Genomic DNA, 19,666 nt, shown 5'->3' on the forward strand with positions numbered 1-19,666 from the left:
CTCCTAACGAAGGAACGGCAGGCGAGCAGCGAGCATGTTCTTCTCGTCGGCATCGAGTACGAACGCCCACATAGCGGCCATGAACAGGACGGTGTAGACAGCACCCCAGCAGAGGAACAACGCCCATCCAGTGACGGGCACGAAGGCTGATCCCAGCAGGCATGCTGCGAGGACGCAAGCGGAGACCAACAGCACGGGAAGGTTGCGGCGCCAGTAGAAAACCATATCGAGCCCAATCCTCTTCTGGTAATACCAGTTCATAAAGAGGCCGTTGCCCAACGAAATGCTCAGAATGTAGGCGATGGCCGGAGCCCAATAACCCAGAACAGGTGACATAGCCCAAGTGAACACAACGTTGATGCCCGCCATGCAGAGATAAACGACGGAGCGAGCCTTGTGCTTGTTCTTGGCGCGCTGAATCTCGATTCCTGTGTTCTGACACAGGGGAATTCCCAGTGGCAGCGCCATGGCGCAGATAAGCCAGTAGGCGTCCATGAAGCCCTCGCCCGCCCACTTGGCAATGAAGAAGCGCCCGAGAAGGACGAATCCACAGTACACCCAGCAGAATAGGAACATCTGGTAGCGACCCACGCGCGTCATGAGTCGGGTGAGTTTAGTGTTGTCATCGCTTGTGGCTACGATACGATTGATCATTGGAACAAAGACATTCGACATCACCGTTGAAAGGGAAACGAAGACGCTACGAACTTGAATTGAAATTGCAAACACTGATACGGTGACGGCACTCGTAAGAGCGCCAAGTAACATATTTGGAACACTCTGGTTAACCAGTTCACAAATCTGATTACCAAATATCCACGCGCTGAACGCGGCAATCGAGAGGAAGAGAGACCCGTCAAAGTGGAAAACATCAAATCTCATGCCAAGCTTTAAGACTGCGAACCTGGCGTTCAGAACCAACAGTGTCAATGAAACTGCAAGCTGCGCCGTCGCAACGCCCGCCGCCCCCATCCCAAGATTGAGCAGCACGAAAGCCACGCCAGGAGTCGCCAAAGATGTGAACATCTGCCTCGACTGTTGAAACTTGAACTGTTCATGGGCAAGAATGTACGCATCGAAGACGGTTGAAAAAAGCGTCACGGCGACGTTGAACGACATTATCACCATGAGCTTACCCGCGAGTCCCACCTGGTTGTCCGTGAAACTATCTGAGAAAAATGTCCCAACATTAGCAGAAAAGAGTAGGCCCAGCGCAAGGGCCACAACACAGACCGCAATGTAAAGCATGAGATACATGCCGTTGAGCCTGCGAATGTCGCCCTCGCTACCCTTCGCTCGTTCCTGCGTATAGAAGCGGATGTAGGCCTCGGAAAAGCCGAAGGTTAGAAGTGTAAGCGAGAATACGAACGAGTTGGACGTCTGGTATACGCCGTAGTCAGCCTGGCCCACGAATGCCAGCAGCATGGGCGTATAGACGAGGTTGACCAGGTTCTTGACTATGATGTTTGCATAGCCGAGTATCGCACCGGTCTTACGTTGGCTAACCATGATAGACAATTTCTTTTCTCGATTTGCTGAACAGGGATCGATTAAGGAAAGAATCGAATTTTGCGCGTTCAATTCGAAGCTTATCCTCAACATCAAAGGATTTTGGCTCCCCGCTTTCGAGGTAATTCCAATTTGCTTCACGCCAATTACCTAGGCCAAGCTTCTCAGCCAAGGTATCGAACCGATCGCTCATGTCGAATTGCGAACCTGCGCGTTCGAACATCAGAAGCGGCTTACGATATAGGAGCGTAAAGATGCTTCCGTGGTAAGAATCAGTAGCAACAAGCGAGGAGTTCCTTATGAGGTAGATGAACTCAGAAGGTCCACAGGCAAAGAACCGAGGATCCCCCAGAAGATCTACGACCTCCAATCCCGCTCGTTTGCAATATTCGTCGAACATCGCAACCTTGGGAGAATCACTACCGAGAAAGTACTTCAGGGCATAGCGCCTAGGAAGTAAAACCGCAGGCGCTTCGGCGAGTTTATCCCAATCTGTAGCGTCAAGCATAAGGGTTGGATCGATCAAAACCTCCGCGTCCAACCCAGCGCATTCCTTAATCAATCTTGCGGCGTTCTTCTCCCTAACCGATATGAAATCAAACGCAGCGAGTCTTTCCCTGTATGCGCTTTTTTTCTCCATGGGCAGCTCAGGTGCAGAAATGCTAGCCGAGAGAGACACTTTCTTGACACTTTCGGCAAAACAAAGAAACATAGCACCATTGCTATCAGGAATGTAAGGGGACCAAATCTGATCGCTTCCCGCTACAAAAGCGTCGAAACCATCGGATTTTCTCGGCGGGAAATCCGGCAAAGAATAATTCGGCTCATATTTAATATGTTCCTCATCGAATCGAAGAAACGCTGAATGCCTCGCTCGTTTGGCCCCCCTCTTACCAGCGAAGCTATCGACAAGAAAAACTTTAACCTGGTGCTTTAAGCTGCAACGTGGCTCGCTTTGGCGAATCGTGCTCGCATCCGCTCCCCTTCTTTGAAGCAGCTCCTGAACAGCATAATTCTGCAGACGCTGACCATAATTGTCCCCAAAGGTAAAAGTAACAATTCCGACCTTCATATTACCAGTCACTCCTTAGAAAGGGCCGACGTACTCTGAGCAATGGACTTCCACCTTTCGACGAGCGCAAGCCCTATAAGCAAGAACAGCAAGGCATTATTTGCCCTCGTAAAACACTGAGTGTAGATTGTCGCAGTTGCCGCAAGCGCAACAAGGGAAAGATAAAGAACGTATGGTCTGCGCCCCCGACACCCGCAAGACACGCAGAAGACATAGAAAGCAAACAGGGCAATAAGGAACCAAACGCCCAGAAGGATGACCAGCGATCCAAAATCAGCTTGGCCGAAATGAGTAAACCCGCAGAAGGCGCCCTCGTGGAATGTTGCTGCGCCCAAACCGATACCAAAAAGCCAGCTTGACGCCAAATTTAAGGCATAACCGATTATTGCAATTCTTTCTCCACTGCCCACCGCATCGGTTCCTATCGAACTAGAGCTTTCCACAAGGTCAAATAACGACAGGACATTGTCATCAAAAAAGTTTGCGAACGATGAATTGCATATGTACAGCAAGAAGACAATTCCCAGCAGGACAGCAAGAAACATCAGGCCCTTGGCGATTCTCATGAAATTGATCGATGACAAACCTTCGGCATAGAAAAGCAGAAGAACGATGGGCATCAAGGCGAACAAAGCCTTGTTGTCGTTCAAGGCGGCAATACCAAGTGAGCTAGCAAGAACCGCCGCCGCGCAACAAACGACGGGGATTCGCAACTCCCCGCTTACATCCCGTATGCTGTTCAAATCAATGAGCAAAACGAAGCACGAGAACAACGCAACGGCATGGGTCGAAGCATACATGAAAAGACCTGAAATCAGGTCTTCATAGAAGGGAATTTGGCCCGTCATGGGGGCGGCCGCCATAAGAGAATATGGGTAATAGACCTGAATTAGGATAACTATACAGTTGACGGCATAGACAACGTTAAAGAAAACAATCCATCGCTGCTTGCCGAAATCCAGCAAATCTGACCCGTTGGTCTTCAGCATCACGATGAAGAGCGCATAGAAAAAGAAGGTCTGTATGGCTTTAAGGTTGTATGAGGTCTTACCGGGAACTATGCTCCCAGCAGAGTAACTCAAAACAAGGAGCATCGTAATTAGGCAGACGAGGAAAAGCAGCTTCTTCGGAATCTTCCAGCCACTGAAGATAAGGCGAACTCCAATGAGAAGAAAGATAACGTTATTTATGATTCCGGCCATACCAAGGTATTCAAGCAGAAAAACCTTAGCCATAATCAGACTGATTATCAGTGCATCTATCCCCGACCCTGTTTTTTTCTCAAGAATACTCATATGGCGTACTCTTGTTTTCGTTTCCGTGAATTTGCAGCCTCGATTTTTTTTCGCTCCCGACATGAATAGAAAATACGCAGCGGCAAAGAGAAGCAATTGTCTAGCCGGAATCTGTTGGTTCGGCATTGCCTCTCATTTTCGACGGCATTTTGCGCAGTCGGCCTGCTCGGTTTCGCCAAAGCAATGAATGCGTCATTGGTCGCGAGGGCCATCGCGCCCCCATCGTGATTAGCGCGGAACCCGTTCAACAACTCCAGCAACTTATCAGGCTCGTCGAGCAGCTGACACAGCTCCTGCTCCGAAGAAAGAACCTGGCCGCAATGCGTCATACTCACAAACTCAGCTATGTTACCGCTTGATGGACAAGTGATGATAAAAGCATTTGAGGCATATGCCTCCATGCAGGTGTACGAATACGTCTCTAGGCATTGAGACCAAAGTAAAGCAGCATCCACATTCTCGCGTCGCAGCTCGTCAATCATAGCATTGGGTTTTCCTGGTGAAAATTCGACGAAGACCCGTCTCATTCCGCTAGGTAAAGGCTTCGTCTCGTTGTTGAACACAACGAATTCATATTTTCCCTGGCCACGAAACGCGTCAACAAGGCGACACCAACAGTCCCAGCCTTTTATAGACTGTTGTTTCCCAAGATATGCAACTTTGATCGCATGATTGGGAGGAAGCATCTCCTTGTTGTCAAGATAAATCCCGACGTATCTTTGATGTGGAATTACCGTGCAATGCCCCTTTGCTTCCGGATGGAAAGATTGCACCATTCTTTCGACAACGCTTGAAGGGCAAGCAAATACTATGCGATGAAGCTCGTTGTGCAGAAACCTCCAGATGCAATCTTCACGAATAATGCTGTCAGCGTAATAGGCACATCCCGCGCATTGTGCGTCGCCCAATCTAGCAGATCCGCATAATTGAGTACCATCCTGTATCAAATTATAGTTTGTGCAGCACAGGTAGTAGTCATGCGCATATACGACCAGCTGGACCTTAGGATACGAAGATACTATGCCAGCAATCGATTCAAGGTTCCATCCCATGAAGTGATGGATGTAAATGCATCCTAGTTCATACTCGCCATCGAGCAAACGTCCTACCCTAGCCAAGAAAGCTTCAAGGCTGAAAACTCCTGCGAACTTACCATCGCATATCACACCGAATGAGTTGCTGAAAAGCCTCTTTACAAATTTAGAAGAACCGCCAATGGGAAATAAGGCAACATACTTGATGCCAGCGTCATTGGCAGCAACCTGATGACTCATAACGACCTTCGGCGTACCCGTACGGTCAATAAGATAGTTCGAAAGCGTTATGGCAATGAACAGTTTCTTCTTTTTCATTCGTTCGGCCCATCCTGCATGATGGCCCGCAATGTCGCATCAAGATATGCATACCCCCACAGTGAATCAGGTTCCAAGTAGGCACCTTCTCCCCACTCGTTCCAAGCGTTTAGAAAGACCACCTTCTTGTCTAAGTCGCGCCTACGGCGCACCTCGTCAATCGTGTCCGCAAGCCATCGTCCATATAGCTCAGGCGTGCTCCCGTGAAAAATCGTTCCTCTGTGATTCCTTCGGGCCGTGTTGTCCCACATGGGCATAACGGCGGGATAGACCTTCTTATCGCGGCTCCAAGTCGCATATCGCTTATTCTCGACCAAATCCGCATAGTCGTAGACGGTACCGCCGAAATCTTCGCGCAACGGACGCACCTGTTTGGTTATGTTGCGACAGTTGTGCTGCACCTGCTTGGGTTGGAACTCGCTCTCGGCATCAAAGCCAACTGCCGACCAATCAATGTTGGTATCACGCTCTTGCACGGCAATAAGATAGGGTTCTGAGCCGCATTCGTCCTTACAAATGCGGCGCCACTCAGAAATCACATGCTCCGGATCTCGAATAAGCGATGGGCGATACACGGATAGGACGGGCTTGCCGTCTATTCGGAGATATCGCTCATCGCTGAAATCATGGACAACATCCCTCATGAAGGCGGTGTAGTTCTCGGAACTCTGGGTGATCTCCATCAAGACATCGTTGCTCGTACCGCTGAATCGCTTTGTCCAGTTTTCATTCGCCCAGCAATAAAAGAAAGGCATGTCAAGGTTTGAGTCATCCAGAAACATATCTAAAGGTCCTTCGAGAAGTCTCTGACCACCATCGAACCAGTAGTAGTAAAAACAGAAAGCTCCTACGCCATAATTCTTCGCAAGCTCAATCTGCCTTTGCATATTGCATTTCAAGCGCAAATCGTAATAGCCGAGCTCGCCGGGCTTCCTTGGCTGATAATGCCCCGTGAACTGAGGGACGGCCTTGCAAACATTGTTCCACTCAGTGGTTCCTCGTCCCCACCAGGAGTCATTTTGAGCATTGGGGTGGAATTGCGTCAAATAATATGCCACCAACAGCACGTCCGACTTAGCCTCATCATGCCTTCGATAGCCGACGTAGCCCTCGGCACGCGCATCATAACTTTCTAGGACATACTCGGCGTAAGAGCTCAAAAGGTCATTATCAGCCACAATACGCAAGGAGCCCGCATCGGCTGCCGCTTCGCGTTCGAGAATACGCTCATAACGCCTGACTCTGAGGTTTTCTTTAAATTCAGCGCTCAACGGGAGTTTCCAAAACAAATCTTTAAGCTTCTCGTTGATTTGTCCGCAGTTAAAAAGATTCATCGACATTCACCATCACGTATTCCAGCCTCGAGAGAAGAACGACCCAAAGCTTCCGCGATCCGCTCGCTCGCATGTCCGTCGCCGTAGGGATTGGAGGCGCGGGACATGGCGACGTACTCCTCGTCGTCGCAAAGAAGCCTACTGAACTCGCGGTAGATGGCCTCCTCCTCGGTGCCGACGAGCTTCAGCGTGCCTGCTGCCACGCCCTCGGGACGCTCGGTGGTGTCGCGCATGACGAGCACGGGCTTGCCCAGGCTCGGGGCCTCCTCCTGGATGCCGCCCGAGTCGGTGAGGATGATGTGGCTGACGGCCATGAAGTTGTGGAAGTCGAGAACCTCGAGCGGGTCGATGATATGCAGCCGGTCGAAGCCGTCAAGCTCCTCGTGCGCCGCCTTACGGACGAGCGGGTTCATGTGGATGGGGTAGATCGCCTTGGTGTCGGGGTGCTCCTCCATCACGCGGCGGATGGCGCGAAACATGCGGTGCATGGGCTCGCCCAGGTTCTCGCGACGGTGCGCCGTGATGAGAATGAGGCGGGAGCCCTCCGCCCACTCGAGCTCGGGGTGGGTATAGCCATCGCGAACGGTGGTGCGAAGGGCGTCGATTCCCGTGTTGCCGGTGACCCAGATCTTCGACTCCGGCTTGCCCTCGTCCAGAAGGTTCTTCTTGCTGGCCTCAGTGGGGGCGAAATAGTACTCGCTCACGATGTCGACCGCCTGACGGTTGAACTCCTCCGGCCAGGGGCTGAAGATGTCGTGCGTGCGCAGGCCGGCCTCGACGTGCCCCACGGGGATCTGCAGGTAGAAGCACGCGAGCGTAGCGGCGAAGCTGGTCGTGGTATCGCCGTGTACGAGCACGACATCGGGCTTCTCGTCCTCGAGGACCGCCTTGAGCTTGAGCAGCACGTCGCACGTAACGTCGAACAGAGTCTGTCCCGGCTTCATGACGGCCAGGTCGTAGGCGGGTTTGACGTCGAACACGCGAAGCACCTGGTCCAGCATCTCACGGTGCTGACCGGTGACCGTCACAACAGTGTCGAACTCGTCGGGGCGCGCCCTCAGCTCGTTCACGAGCGGGCACATCTTAATGGCCTCCGGGCGAGTGCCGAAGACGAGCATAACTTTTTTCATATCAGCCTTTCAAAGCAAGTTGATAGCCGTCGAGAGTTTTCTCAGCAGCCTTCTCCCACGTGTATTCCGTAATTACCTTTCGGCCGAAAACCTCGTCGTAATTGACGGCGTAAGCCTCATCCAGCGCAGCCCTGATGGAGGAAGGGCTGCTGACATCGCAATAAAACGCGCTGTCACCGAAATAATCCCGCGTCGTTCCTTTGGGAGATACCACGATATTGCACCCCATAGCGGCTGCCTCCAGACTCACGAGGCCCGGCGTCTCGAACCAACTAGGCAACACGCTCACGCGGCATTCGCGGCACAGCTTGTAGATGTCTTCGTTGGGAATTTGCTCGATCCATTCCATGTTCGGATTGGCTTCTATCTCCGACACAACCTTGTTCGCATACTCGATATGCCCGGGAGACTTCTTTCCCACAAAGACGACCTTGTAATCCGACCCCTCCACCGCCTTGATTAGGTTGAGCTGGTTCTTGCGAATGTCGATGCGGCCGATGCAAACAATCCATCCACTGAATCGCTCGTATCCTGTTGATTCAACCTCTTTCGCGGCCTTAATGCTCGCGACGTCGACGGCGTTGGGGACGACCACATAGTTGTCGGTGCGAAAGCCGAGATGAGCCGCTATCTGGTCCATCTCGGTCTTTGCATTCGGCAGGAACACATCGCAGTTGTCCAATATCTCGAGCTGCATCTTTTGGAAGCTATGTGTCATAAGGTAGCGTGCACCCTCGCTGCGCTCCCCACGCAAGACGTACTTTCCGAAGGCCTTGAGGCGCTCCATTCCATCGACGCTAAGATGTTTTCCCAAAAAACCTCTCAGGCCGTTTGCTGCGCTTTTTTCGAAGCTGTCTGTCGGCCAGTAAATCGTGGAGAGCACGACAGGCTTTCCGGCCTCCTTGGCGTTTTTCGACTGGATGAAAGTTTCCTGGACCCGCGTGAGGTTGAACAAGTGGACCACATCGTATCCAGAAACATCGGGTCGCAAGTCCAAGGACAGGTCGACATCAATACCCTTTGATTCAAGGGCCTCCTTCGTCTTTACAAGTTGTGTCGTGTCACCGCCCGCTAGATCAAAAACGTTTTGGCGGGTCTGCATCAGTACTTTCACAGCTGCTCCATATTTGCTTTTTCAGAAGAGCCAAACAGGTATTCTTCAAGCTCATCCTCCCAGTCGGGCATGTGGAAGCCGACCGACTCAAGCTTGGACAGGTCGAGCGCGGAGTGGACCGGGCGCGGGGCGACGGGGCCGGCGGCGCTCGCGTAGTAGTCGGCGGTCGAAACCGGCACGACCCTGTCGCCGTTGCCGTTGGCGGCCTCGAAGACGGCGCGGGCGATGTCGGCCCAGGACTTCACGGCGCCGGAGCCGGTGCAGTCGTAGGTGCCGTAGGGGGCGCGGCTCCCCAGCACGTGGAAGATGGCCTGCGCCATGTCGCGCGTGAAGGTCAGGCGTCCCAGCTGGTCGTCCACGACGGTGACCTGCTCCAACTTGTCCTCCGGGTCGGCGACGCGGTCGGAGAGCGCCCTCATGGTCTTGACGAAGTTGTGCCCCTCGCCGATGACCCAGGAGCTGCGCATGATGTAGTGGCGCGGGCACCCGGCCACGGCGATGTCGCCGGCGGCCTTGGTCTGGCCGTAGACGGACAGCGGGCTGAGGGGCTCCTCCTCGTCGTGCACCTCGGCCGTGCCGTCGAAGACGTAGTCGGAGGACACGTGCACGAGGGTGATCCCGTGCCCGGCGCAGGTGCGGGCGAGGAGGGCCGGGCCGGTCGCGTTGGCCTTCCAGGCGGCCGCGCGGCCCTCGGGGGTCTCCGCTTTATCCACGGCCGTGTAGGCGCCGCAGTTGATCACGGTGCCGTAGAGCGACCAGTCGTACTGCGCGTAGGCGTCCGGGTCGGACATGTCGAAGGTGTCGATGTCGCAGAAGTCGAAGTCCTTCGCCACGCCGCGCTCCTCGGCCAGCGCGCGGACCGCGCGGCCCAGCTGCCCGTTGCAGCCGGTGACGAGGGTGCGCTTCGGCGCCATGGGGACGACGTCCTTCAGCATCGGGTGGTTTTTGTCCGCCTCGGAGACGGTGGCCTGCTCGAGCGGGATGGGCCACTGGATGTTAAGCTCGGGGTCGGCGAGGTTCACGAAGGTGTAGGTCCTCTTGAGCTCCAGCGACCAGTGGGCGTCCACCAGGTAGGTGTAGGCGGTGCCGTCCTCGAGCGCCTGGAAGGAGTTGCCCACGCCGCGCGGGACGTAGATGGCCCTGGAGGGGTCCAGGACTGTCGTGTAGACCTTGCCGTAGGTGACGCTGCCCTCGCGCAGGTCCACCCAGGCGCCGAATACCGAGCCGCGGGCCACGGAGATGAACTTGTCCCAGGGCTCGGCGTGGATGCCGCGGGTGACGCCGCGGCTGTCGTTGTAGGAGATGTTGTTCTGGACGACCTTGAGGTCCGGGATGCCCAGGGCGGTCATCTTGGCGCGCTGCCAGTTCTCCTTGAACCAGCCGCGCGAGTCGCCGTGGACGGCGAGGTCGACGACCTTCAGGCCCCCGATGCCGGTCTCCGTGACGGAGAGGTCCTTCTCGAATGCGATGTCTGCCATGCTAGTCTCCCCTACTGGCCCTGGGCCCTATACCTGGCCTCGGTGGCCTCCTTGGCCGGGCGCCACCAGGCCTCGTTCTCCACGTACCAGTCGATGGTGGCCCTGAGCCCCTCGGCGAAGTCGGTGTGGGCCGGCCTCCAGCCGAGCTCGCGCTGCAGCTTCGTGCTGTCGATGGCGTAGCGGCGGTCGTGGCCGGGGCGATCGGCGACCCAGTCGAAGTCCTCGGGGTCCTTTCCCATCGCCTCGAGGATCATGCGCAGGACGGTGATGTTGTTCCTCTCGCCGTCGGCTCCGATGAGGTAGGTCTCCCCCATGCGCCCCTTCGTGAGGATGTCCCAGACGGCGCTGGAGTGGTCCTCGGTGTGGATCCAGTCGCGGACGTTCTCGCCGCGGCCGTAGAGCTTGGGGCGCACGCCGTCGACGATGTTGGTGATCTGCCTGGGGATGAACTTCTCCACGTGCTGGTAGGGGCCGTAGTTGTTGGAGCAGTTGGAGATCGTGGTGCGCAGGCCGTAGGTGCGGGTCCAGGCGCGGACCAGCATGTCGGAGGACGCCTTGGTGCTCGAGTACGGGCTGCTCGGGTGATACGGCGTCTCCTCGGTGAACTTGGCGGGGTCGTCGAGCGCCAGGTCGCCGTAGACCTCGTCGGTGGACACGTGGTGGTAGCGGACGCCGTATTTCCTCACGGCCTCCAGCAGGCGGAAGGTTCCCTCGACGTTCGTGCGCAGGAAGGGCTCGGGGTCGGCGATGGAGTTGTCGTTGTGGGACTCCGCGGCGTAGTGCACGATGGCGTCGTGGCCCGGGACGATGCGGTCCAGGAGCTCCGCGTCGCAGATGTCGCCCACGACGAGCTCCACGCGGTCGGAGGGCAGGCCCGCGATGTTCTCGGGGTTGCCGGCGTAGGTCAGCTTGTCCAGGACGGTGACGTGCACCCCGGGGTGGTTGTTGACCACGTAGTGCACGAAGTTGCTGCCGATGAAGCCGCAGCCGCCAGTGACGATGATATTCTTGGGTTCGAAAATCTCAGACATGAGGGGTTCCTCCTAGTACTCGCGCGGGCTGTTGACGATCTCGCCGGCGGCGACCTTCTTGAGGTGCTGCCCGTAGACCGACTTGCCGTAGGCCTCGGCGGCCTGCTTGAGCCCCTCGGTCGTGATCCAGCCGTTCTCCCAGGCGATCTCCTCGGGGACGGACACGGGCAGGTCCTGGGAGTGCTCCACGGCGCGGACGAACTCCGCGGCCTCGTGCAGGCTCTCCATGGTGCCGGTGTCCAGCCACGCGTAGCCGCGGCCCAGGGTGACCACGGAGAGCGTCCCCTCCTCCAGGTACATCCGGTTGAGGTCGGTGATCTCCAGCTCGCCGCGGGCCGACGGCTCGACCTCATGCGCCTTGGCGGCCACGTCGCCCGGGTAGAAGTACAGGCCGGTGACGGCGTAGGAGCTCTTGGGCTCCGCTGGCTTCTCCTCGATGGAGACGGCACGGCCCTCCCCGTCGAACTCCACGACACCGAAGCGCTCGGGGTCGTCAACGTGGTAGCCGAAGACCGTGGCGCGGCCCGACTCGGCGTTCCGGGCGGCGCGCGTCAGGTGGCGCGACAGGCCGTTGCCGTAGAAGATGTTGTCGCCGAGCACCAGCGCGCACGGCTCGCCGGCGATGAACTCCTCGCCGATGGTGAAGGCCTGCGCGAGGCCGTCGGGGCTCGGCTGCTCGGCGTAGGAGAGGCTCACGCCGAAGCGGGAGCCGTCCCCGAGCAGGCGCTCGAAGTTGGGCAGGTCGGTCGGCGTGGAGATGACCAGGATGTCCCGGATGCCCGCCAGCATGAGGGTGCTAAGCGGGTAGTAGATCATGGGCTTGTCGTAGACCGGCAGCAGCTGCTTGGAGGTCACGAGCGTGAGCGGGTACAGGCGCGTGCCGGACCCGCCGGCGAGGATAATGCCTTTCACTGGTTATCTCCTTCCGAGGAAAAGGTCTTCGTAGCTGTCAGTGATGGACCGCCACGAATACCGGTCGCGGATAACGGAAGTCGATGCCGTATCGAGCTCCTCGATCGACTTCCAATCCATCACGTCGGCGCTATTGATAAGTTCAGCCAAGTCTCCGGATTCCTTGCTCCAATACAGGGCCGAGTCCTCAGCGACCTCGCGGTTGAAACCGACGTCGAGAAGGAGGTTGAGGCGCGTGGACGCCAGCGCCTCCAGGAGGCTCGGATTGGTACCCCCGACCTCATGGCCGTGGAAGTAGCCGTAAGCCTGCTCACGGATCTTCTTCAGGAGCTCCTGGTCGTAGACGGTCCCGACGAACTTGATGCGTGGGTCGGACTTGAAGTGCGTCTTCCGCTCGAGCTCCGCGAGGAAGGAGTCGTCCACTCCCGTCACGAGCGCGAAATCCCGCTTGGAGTCGGAAGCCATGAACTCCCGGATCATGGTCTCGTAGTTGTTCTCAGGCACGAAGCGTCCCACGACCAGGTAGTAGCCGAAAGGCTCGAGGCCCTTCTCGGAGAGCCATCCAGTGAACTTGGGGTCGTCGTCCGCGAGCGCTGAGTGCCTGATGTCGGCCCCGTAGGCGATGAAGGTCGTCTCGGGGTGCAGGTCGACATACTCCCCTCGAATGTACTTCTCGATGTTCTTGGAGTCGCACACCATCAGGTCGGCGTGCTTGACCATCCCGCGCTCCGAGACTTTCCAGTACCTGCGGACGGGCGCGCTCCACTTGGCGCGCTTCCACTCGTGGCCGTCGGGGTTCACGAAGACCTTGCCACCAAGGGCGTGGATCCTCTTTACGTACTTTCCAAAAAACGGTCCGATGCGACAGGCCAGCACGTAGACGATGGGATGCTCGACACGGTTATTCTCGATATAGGCGGTGCACCACTTGAGGGCGTCTATGTCGTAGAAGATCGCCCTAGCGGCTCCGACGGGCCTGCGTAGTACCTTGAAGCAATGCGCTCCGTTGTGCTCGAACTCGCCGACCTCCTCGGCGGAGTCCACAGCGCACGCCACGTGGTACTTGATGTCGGGCAATACCTGATTCTCGGTCAGTTTCTCCACGAACGTCTCGTAGCCGCCGTAGTTTGCCGGAATTCCCTTGGATCCGATGATGAAAACATGCTGCATTAGTACGCATCGCTCCCGTTAAAGACCTCAAGAACCGTTAGGAGGATGATCTTGAAGTCCGTGATGACTCCGCGCTTGGCTATGTATTCGAGGTCCCGGCGGACCATGCCGTCGAAACCGGTGGAGTTGCGCTCCGTAACCTGCCAGAGCCCCGTAATACCTGGTTTCACTGCTAGCCTCTGCAGGTCGTACTCGGTGTACTCAGCTACCTCATTCGGCAGCGGCGGGCGCGGGCCGACGACGGACATCTGACCCAGAAACACGTTCAGGAACTGCGGGAACTCGTCAATGGAGTGCTTGCGGATGAACTTGCCGATCCTGGTGACGCGCGTGTCCTCCTTCATCTTGAACATGGCACCGGGGATCTCGTTCTGCTCCTTGAGATCTGCCAGGCGCTCGTCGGCGTCCTTGTACATGGAGCGGAACTTCCACATGCGGAAGGTGGACAGGCTGCCATCGCGGTGGGTCTGGCCCACGCGGATCTGGCTGTAGAAGGGGTTGCCCTCGCTCTCAAGGCGAATGGCCGCGGCAAGCACAAGGCTGGGTACGGCGATGACGGCCAGCACGCAGCCGCTAAACGCGATGTCGAATGTGCGCTTGACGGCCCGGTAGGCCAGGCGCGAGCGATCCCAGTCCATGATGGATTGCATGGCCTTGTAGCGGCCAGCACCCTCATGTCGGTCCATGGCCTGAGCAATCAGTGCGGCCCCCACGGGCGCATCCGTTGTAAATTGAGTTTTATCTGACACGTTTTCTTCCAAGATTTCGTCCGCGGGTCGGGGATCCTCCCTGTCCTTTGCGGAAATCGCCAGCAGCTAGGCGATCGCCTTTTTAAGGTTTCGCATTACACGCTGCTCCGCCGAAAGCACGGCAAGACCAACGCGTGTAGTCACGCGCCGGCCGCACAGATCGAGCTCCAAATAAGCAGTGCTCTTGCGTCTGTTAATGGTTTTGATGAGGCCTTCGCGGCCCAGCAGCGGACCTGCCGTCACTACGACCTGGTCGCCGTCCTTTAGGGCCTCGCTCATGGGCACTACGCGGTCTCCCCTGTGCGTAAAACTGTCAATAAGCTGGACCTCTTCTTTTGCCAGCGGCACAAACTGACCGTCCTGGGATAGCACCCGGGCAAAGTCGTCCATGCGTAGCAAGTACTGTTGCACGGTGCGGGGATCTGACGTGTCGCAGATAAGGTAACCGGGAAAGAGCGGCTTGATCGTATTGACCCATTCGCCGTGAAGCTTGATCTCGGTTTGAAATTGGGGATAAAGGAGCTCCTGCATGGCACTAGCCGGCACCATACGCTCGATGCGCTCGCGCATTACGTCTTCTCGACCGTTAATGACCTGGATCACATACCACACGAGCACCACCCCCTTGCTGTCTTACGTGCGGCTCACGGGGTTTGGGTATGGCTTCGCCAGGGCGCTTGTGCGAGAAGGCGCTCCATATTCAAACCCTGAGCCCAGTTAGACAAGCACGTGGCTCTGCCCCACCGTGAACGGTATGTATAAGTGCAGTTGCTAGAGACGCGGACGTGTATCGCAAAATGAACGCGTCTCCAGCTGGCTGCGAGCGGCCCAGTCAAGCGGGTACAAAACTGGAACGCACGCAAACAGCTGCAGTACTGCTACGCTTTAGCATGCAAACAATAGTTATTTACACCTAAGAATTAATTCGATGCAAAAAAAGTTGCATGACTTCTTTATTGGAGCTCGTGGTGTTTCTGGCACCGCCGTTACGGCCGGATGCTGATCGACCCTGCGCTACGTGGCCTATTGGAACCGTGAGCACAGTTGAACTCATGTAACGTTAGGTATCCTAGCACAAGCTGTTAGCGAAACTGATTTGGGCTGCGTTGGACAACATATCGTTCATTTAACGTGCTAAAGGGGGTTGTTTTGGGATGTTGTTCACGTTGACGCAGGTTATTGGGACGCAAACAGTAATTAGAGTCGTTCCTGAAGCCCAAATGGAGCAGCGAGCTTCACTGGTAATTGCGATTGGATAACAAACTATGTACACACATGGGAAATAAATTGTGCAACTTTTTGTTGGTGTGGGTATCGGTTTGTGTAGCGAGGTATTTTGACATGAAAAAAGGCCTTCGGTATCCCGAAGGCCTTTGAATTCACGATGGTGGAGACGAGGGGGATCGAACCCCTGACCTCTTGACTGCCAGTCAAGCGCTCTCCCAGCTGAGCTACGCCCCCGTGACGTGAAGATACTATAGGGGAAGTTGGCACGGCGTGCAAGGACTATTTTGGGTTAGATTCTAAATGCCTATTGATATAGGTAAGCGATGGCGGTGCCGGCGTGGACTTGGATCGTGGCTGTTGACCTGACGACGTTGCTGATGCCCGTGTCGGCCAACAAGCCCAGGGGGCTGTGATCTAGCTCCCATTCTAGGCCGTGTTCGCTTACCTCGGTGTTGGGGGCTATGGCGATGATGGAGAACGTCTTGCCTTCGGCACCCTCGATGGCCCACAATTCGCCCGCGCGAAGAATACGGGCGACCACCTTGTCTTCGGCAATCCAGATAGGGGCATCCTCGTAGCCTGCGAGCAGCCCCAGTACGGAAAGCGCAATGTCCGGGCGGCCGCCGGTGGCGCAGGTCGCAACCACTTCGGCACCCGGCCAGCGACGACGGACCGAATCGAGCGCCAGCGCCAGATCGGTATAGTCCTTGTACGGGTCATGGCGCTCCACCTCAAAGTCAGTTGCAGCATCGACCAACGCGCGACCCGCGTCGCTCACCGTATCGGCATCTCCTACATACACATCGCAGCCCAGACCGGCGCCCAGAAGCGCGTCGAGCCCGCGGTCCACTGCGACAACGTGGTCGCACTCCCCCGCCAGCCGACTTAGCAAATCCTCGCTCGCCACCACGGGCGAGCCGCAGACCACCAATACCTTGAAAGCCACAGCTCTCGCCTATCCCTCAAACGAAAGCACGCTGGCCAGATCCAGGTCCTCATAGCTATCGATAAAAATGTCGCAGTTGTCGCGAACCTCGTCGCGCTTCATGCGGCCGTGCGAGTCATAGATGCCTACGCGTTTAAAGCCGGCGGTACCAGAGCTCTTAAGGCCAAAGACGGCGTCCTCGAACACCCACGCGCGCTCAAACTTGAGCCCATGACGCTCTTCCAGACGACTCAGCGCCAGCTCGTACACATCGGGGAACTGCTTGGAGCGTCCTGCCTCGCCCGTCGTGGTAATAAACTCCATATAGCGATCAAGGCCAGCAGCCGCAAGGGCAGACTGCACCAGTTCGGCCGGCGTGGACGTGGCCACGCACATGGCAATGCCCACCGCCTTCGCCTGCTCCAGAAACGCGAGGAGCCCCTCGCGCGGCAGCACCTTGGAGTACCCATCAATCAAAATCTCGCACAGCTCGCGGTAGACCTCCTCGCCATTCGCGCCAATGCCCCACGTGTCGTGGTAGGCCTGGCACTCGTCCTCCAGCGAAAGGTGCTCAAACTGGGCAAAATCGTCGACCGTTACATCAATGCCATGACGGCGCAATAACTCGGTCTGCGCATGGCCCCAGACGGGGGAGCTATTAACCAGTGTTCCGTCGCAATCGAAAATAAAAGCAACACTTGGAGCAGCGATGTGGTTCATAAACGAGCCTTTCGATGTCAAATGGTAAACAACCTGCTAAAAACGTTTTACCAAACGTCAGCCTATCAGTTTTGAAACCCTAATTGGTAAAACTGTCAAGAGTTTTACCACGGCAATTCTGCCAGTGGTATAAACATGGCGCTTACCGATTAAACGCGCCCGCAAATCCACTTTCGTCCATAAAACTAACGCACAGGTGTTATCGTAGTTTCTGCCGAAAGTTCCACCGAGCACGCGAGGTGGAACGAATCATAGAACTATCGCCGTCCCTTCGATTCGTGCAGCCTTGGACCTTTCGCATCTAGTCACCAAGGCAACACGCTGCCGCGTCATGATGGGATCAAACGTGAGCGATACAAAGCTAAAGCCAGCAACCAAAAAGCCCGCTACTCGTAAAGCCGCCCCGCACGCACCGGAGCTCTCCAAGGACGATGTCTACCTGTTTGGCATTGGAATGTGGGAGCGCAGCTGGGAAAAGATGGGCGCTCACCCCGACACGCAGAACCGTACGCGTGGCTGGCGCTTTTGCGTTTGGGCGCCCGACGTAAAGAGCGTCCATGTCATTGGCGAATTTAACGACTGGGACGAGGGAGCCAACCCGCTGGTGCCCATGCATACAAGCGCTATTTGGGAAGGCTTTATTCCTGGCGCCGAGCAAGGCCAGCTCTATAAGTACCTTATCGAGACCAACGAGGGCGAAAAGCTCTATAAGGCCGACCCGTATGCCTTTAAGGCTGAATGCCCTCCGGGTACCGCCAGCGTGCTGTGGACCCTCGATGGCTACAAGTGGAACGACGCCACGTGGCTCAAGCGCCGCACCGACCACAACCACATGTCGCAGCCGCTCAACATTTACGAGGTGCATATTGGTTCGTGGAAGCGGCACGGCGCCGCGCCGCAGGGCGAGCCGGACGAGTACGGCAACTACCCCGGCCCCATGGATCCCTTCCCCGCGCAGCGCGGCGAGTTCTACACCTACGACGACCTGTCGGTGGAGCTCGTGGATTACGTGCGCGACATGGGGTACACGCATATCGAGGTCATGCCGCTCATGGAGCATCCCTTCGACGGCTCCTGGGGCTACCAGACGACCGGCTACTACGCCGCCACGTCGCGCTACGGCAACCCACAGCAGCTCATGCACTTTATCGATGCGTGCCATGAGGCGGGCATCGGCGTGATCATGGACTGGGTACCCGGCGGTTTTTGCGCCGACTCCCACGGCCTTGCCACCTTTAACGGCCACATGCTGTTTGAGCACGAGATTCACCCCAACTGGGGCACGCACAAGTTCGACTTCGCCCGCGGCGAGGTCCGCTCCTTCCTGGTCTCCAACGTGCTGTACTGGCTCGAGAACTTCCACGTTGACGGCATTCGCATGGACGGCGTGTCCAGCATGCTGTACCTCAACTTTGGCATCGACGACCCCGGCCAAAAGAAGTTCAACAAGTACGGTACCGAGGAGGACCTGGACGCCAGCGCGTTTATCCGCCAGGTCAACTGCGCTGTAGAGGCGCACTACCCCGACGTGATGATGATGGCCGAGGAGTCCACCGCGTGGCCGCTCGTGACCTATCCGCCGCAGGACGGCGGCCTGGGCTTCCACTACAAGTGGGACATGGGCTGGATGAACGACACCCTGCACTACATGCAGACCGATTTTCCGTGGCGCCCCGGCAACCACGGCCTGCTCACGTTCTCCATCATGTATGCCTTTACCGAGAACTTTATCTGTCCGCTGAGCCACGACGAGGTCGTGCACGGCAAGTGCTCGCTGATCGGCCGCATGCCGGGCGACTGGTGGCGCCAGTTTGCCGGTCTGCGCACGCTGGCCTTCTACCAGATGACGCATCCCGGTGCCAAGCTCAACTTTATGGGCAACGAAATCGGCCAGTTTATTGAGTGGCGCTACTACGAGTCCATCCAGTGGTTCCTGACCGAGGAGTACGAGACCCACCGTCATCATCAGGCGTTTATCAAGGCGCTCAACCACCTGTACACCTCCGAGCCCGCCCTGTACGAGCGCGGCTACACCGACGACGGCTTTACCTGGATCGATGCGGACAACTCCAAGCAGTCCATTGTGAGCTTTGTGCGCCAGGGCGAGGACATCGACAACGACCTGGTGATCCTGATCAACTTTGACCCGGCGAGCTATGAGAGCTTCCGCGTGGGCGTGCCGCGCGAGGGTGACTGGGAGGTCATTTTCGACTCCGACCGTCCCGAGTTTGGCGGCAGCGGCTATGCCGGCGAGGAGCCCTACACCTGCTCGAGCGAGCCCTATCCCTGGAACGGGCAGATGGACTCCATCGAGATTAAGGTGCCCGGTCTGGCTGGCGTGGTGCTTAAGCGCCGCGGTCCCAGCAGCTACAAGCCGCCGGTGGTCGAAGAGCCCAAGAAGGCGACGCGCAAGCGCACGTCCTCGGTGAAGCCCAAGCCCGCGGCCGCTAAGAAGGCTCCGGCTAAGGCAAAGGCCAAGGCCGCCGCAAAGCCCGCTGCTAAGGCTACCGCGGCCAAGAAGCCGGCTGCCAAAAAAGCCGCTACCAAGGCCAAGTCTGCTTCTGTTAAGCCGTCTGCCAAGGATGCGTAACAAAGCCGTTACAGCTGTAATTGCCCGCCCCGACAGGGCGTAGGATACAAGTCATAAC

The 19,666-nt window shown here is 56.9% G+C and carries 16 protein-coding genes and 1 tRNA gene; 1 reads left to right on the forward strand and 16 read right to left on the reverse strand.

Annotated features, from left to right (window positions below; translation table 11 throughout):
* Nucleotides 1-3 precede the first annotated feature (3 nt).
* The 16 genes from ABHT90_RS00935 to ABHT90_RS01010 all read right to left on the reverse strand — a co-directional run bounded on the left by ABHT90_RS00935 (nt 4) and on the right by ABHT90_RS01010 (nt 17,018).
* A complete protein-coding gene (locus ABHT90_RS00935) occupies nt 4-1,509 on the reverse strand; it encodes a lipopolysaccharide biosynthesis protein (protein WP_346981302.1) in 1,506 nt (501 codons plus the stop codon).
* Nucleotides 1,502-2,581, reverse strand: coding sequence for a polysaccharide pyruvyl transferase family protein (locus tag ABHT90_RS00940; protein ID WP_346981303.1), 1,080 nt, complete (start codon nt 2,579-2,581; stop codon nt 1,502-1,504). The genes ABHT90_RS00935 and ABHT90_RS00940 overlap by 8 nt, the downstream gene beginning before the upstream one ends.
* A gap of 8 nt (nt 2,582-2,589) precedes the next feature.
* Nucleotides 2,590-3,876, reverse strand: coding sequence for a hypothetical protein (locus ABHT90_RS00945; protein WP_346981304.1), 1,287 nt, complete (start codon nt 3,874-3,876; stop codon nt 2,590-2,592).
* Entirely contained in the window at nt 3,873-5,228 is a 1,356-nt protein-coding gene (locus ABHT90_RS00950; RefSeq protein ID WP_346981305.1) for a glycosyltransferase family protein, read from the reverse strand. Before ABHT90_RS00950 ends, ABHT90_RS00945 begins: the two co-directional genes overlap by 4 nt.
* Complete coding sequence (locus tag ABHT90_RS00955; RefSeq protein WP_346981306.1) at nt 5,225-6,562, reverse strand: glycosyltransferase WbsX family protein; 1,338 nt, start codon at nt 6,560-6,562, stop codon at nt 5,225-5,227. Before ABHT90_RS00955 ends, ABHT90_RS00950 begins: the two co-directional genes overlap by 4 nt.
* Entirely contained in the window at nt 6,559-7,692 is a 1,134-nt protein-coding gene (wecB, locus tag ABHT90_RS00960; protein ID WP_148346689.1) for a non-hydrolyzing UDP-N-acetylglucosamine 2-epimerase, read from the reverse strand. The genes ABHT90_RS00955 and wecB overlap by 4 nt, the downstream gene beginning before the upstream one ends.
* Before the next feature lies 1 nt (nt 7,693).
* Nucleotides 7,694-8,806 (reverse strand): glycosyltransferase, encoded by a 1,113-nt coding sequence (locus tag ABHT90_RS00965; RefSeq protein ID WP_148346688.1) that lies wholly within the window; start codon nt 8,804-8,806, stop codon nt 7,694-7,696.
* Nucleotides 8,803-10,284 (reverse strand): sugar nucleotide-binding protein, encoded by a 1,482-nt coding sequence (locus tag ABHT90_RS00970; RefSeq protein WP_346981307.1) that lies wholly within the window; start codon nt 10,282-10,284, stop codon nt 8,803-8,805. Before ABHT90_RS00970 ends, ABHT90_RS00965 begins: the two co-directional genes overlap by 4 nt.
* A gap of 11 nt (nt 10,285-10,295) precedes the next feature.
* The gene (gene rfbB, locus ABHT90_RS00975) at nt 10,296-11,315 is read right to left on the reverse strand and encodes a dTDP-glucose 4,6-dehydratase (protein WP_346981308.1); all 1,020 of its coding nucleotides are present in this window, start codon (nt 11,313-11,315) and stop codon (nt 10,296-10,298) included.
* Nucleotides 11,316-11,327: 12 nt separating this feature from the next.
* Nucleotides 11,328-12,227, reverse strand: a complete 900-nt coding sequence (gene rfbA / locus ABHT90_RS00980; RefSeq protein WP_346981309.1) for a glucose-1-phosphate thymidylyltransferase RfbA — start codon at nt 12,225-12,227, stop codon at nt 11,328-11,330.
* 3 nt (nt 12,228-12,230) lie between these two features.
* Complete coding sequence (cps2T, locus tag ABHT90_RS00985) at nt 12,231-13,397, reverse strand: beta 1-4 rhamnosyltransferase Cps2T (protein WP_346981310.1); 1,167 nt, start codon at nt 13,395-13,397, stop codon at nt 12,231-12,233.
* Nucleotides 13,397-14,146 carry a sugar transferase gene (locus ABHT90_RS00990; protein ID WP_346981311.1) on the reverse strand — a complete coding sequence of 250 codons (750 nt, stop codon included), beginning with the start codon at nt 14,144-14,146 and terminating at the stop codon, nt 13,397-13,399. Before ABHT90_RS00990 ends, cps2T begins: the two co-directional genes overlap by 1 nt.
* Before the next feature lie 66 nt (nt 14,147-14,212).
* Nucleotides 14,213-14,758 (reverse strand): antiterminator LoaP, encoded by a 546-nt coding sequence (gene loaP / locus ABHT90_RS00995; RefSeq protein WP_346981312.1) that lies wholly within the window; start codon nt 14,756-14,758, stop codon nt 14,213-14,215.
* A 773-nt stretch (nt 14,759-15,531) separates the two neighbouring features.
* Nucleotides 15,532-15,607: transfer RNA gene (locus ABHT90_RS01000), tRNA-Ala, on the reverse strand.
* A gap of 70 nt (nt 15,608-15,677) precedes the next feature.
* Nucleotides 15,678-16,319, reverse strand: a complete 642-nt coding sequence (locus tag ABHT90_RS01005) for a thiamine diphosphokinase (protein WP_346981313.1) — start codon at nt 16,317-16,319, stop codon at nt 15,678-15,680.
* Between the two features lie 9 nt (nt 16,320-16,328).
* Complete coding sequence (locus ABHT90_RS01010; protein WP_346981314.1) at nt 16,329-17,018, reverse strand: HAD family hydrolase; 690 nt, start codon at nt 17,016-17,018, stop codon at nt 16,329-16,331.
* Between the two features lie 331 nt (nt 17,019-17,349).
* Here ABHT90_RS01010 and glgB point away from each other — a divergent pair, with 331 nt between their 5' ends.
* Nucleotides 17,350-19,608 (forward strand): 1,4-alpha-glucan branching protein GlgB, encoded by a 2,259-nt coding sequence (glgB, locus tag ABHT90_RS01015; RefSeq protein WP_430393357.1) that lies wholly within the window; start codon nt 17,350-17,352, stop codon nt 19,606-19,608.
* Nucleotides 19,609-19,666: the final 58 nt, after the last annotated feature.

The sequence above is a fragment of the Collinsella aerofaciens genome, assembly GCF_039758815.1.
Classification (GTDB): domain Bacteria; phylum Actinomycetota; class Coriobacteriia; order Coriobacteriales; family Coriobacteriaceae; genus Collinsella; species Collinsella aerofaciens_BP.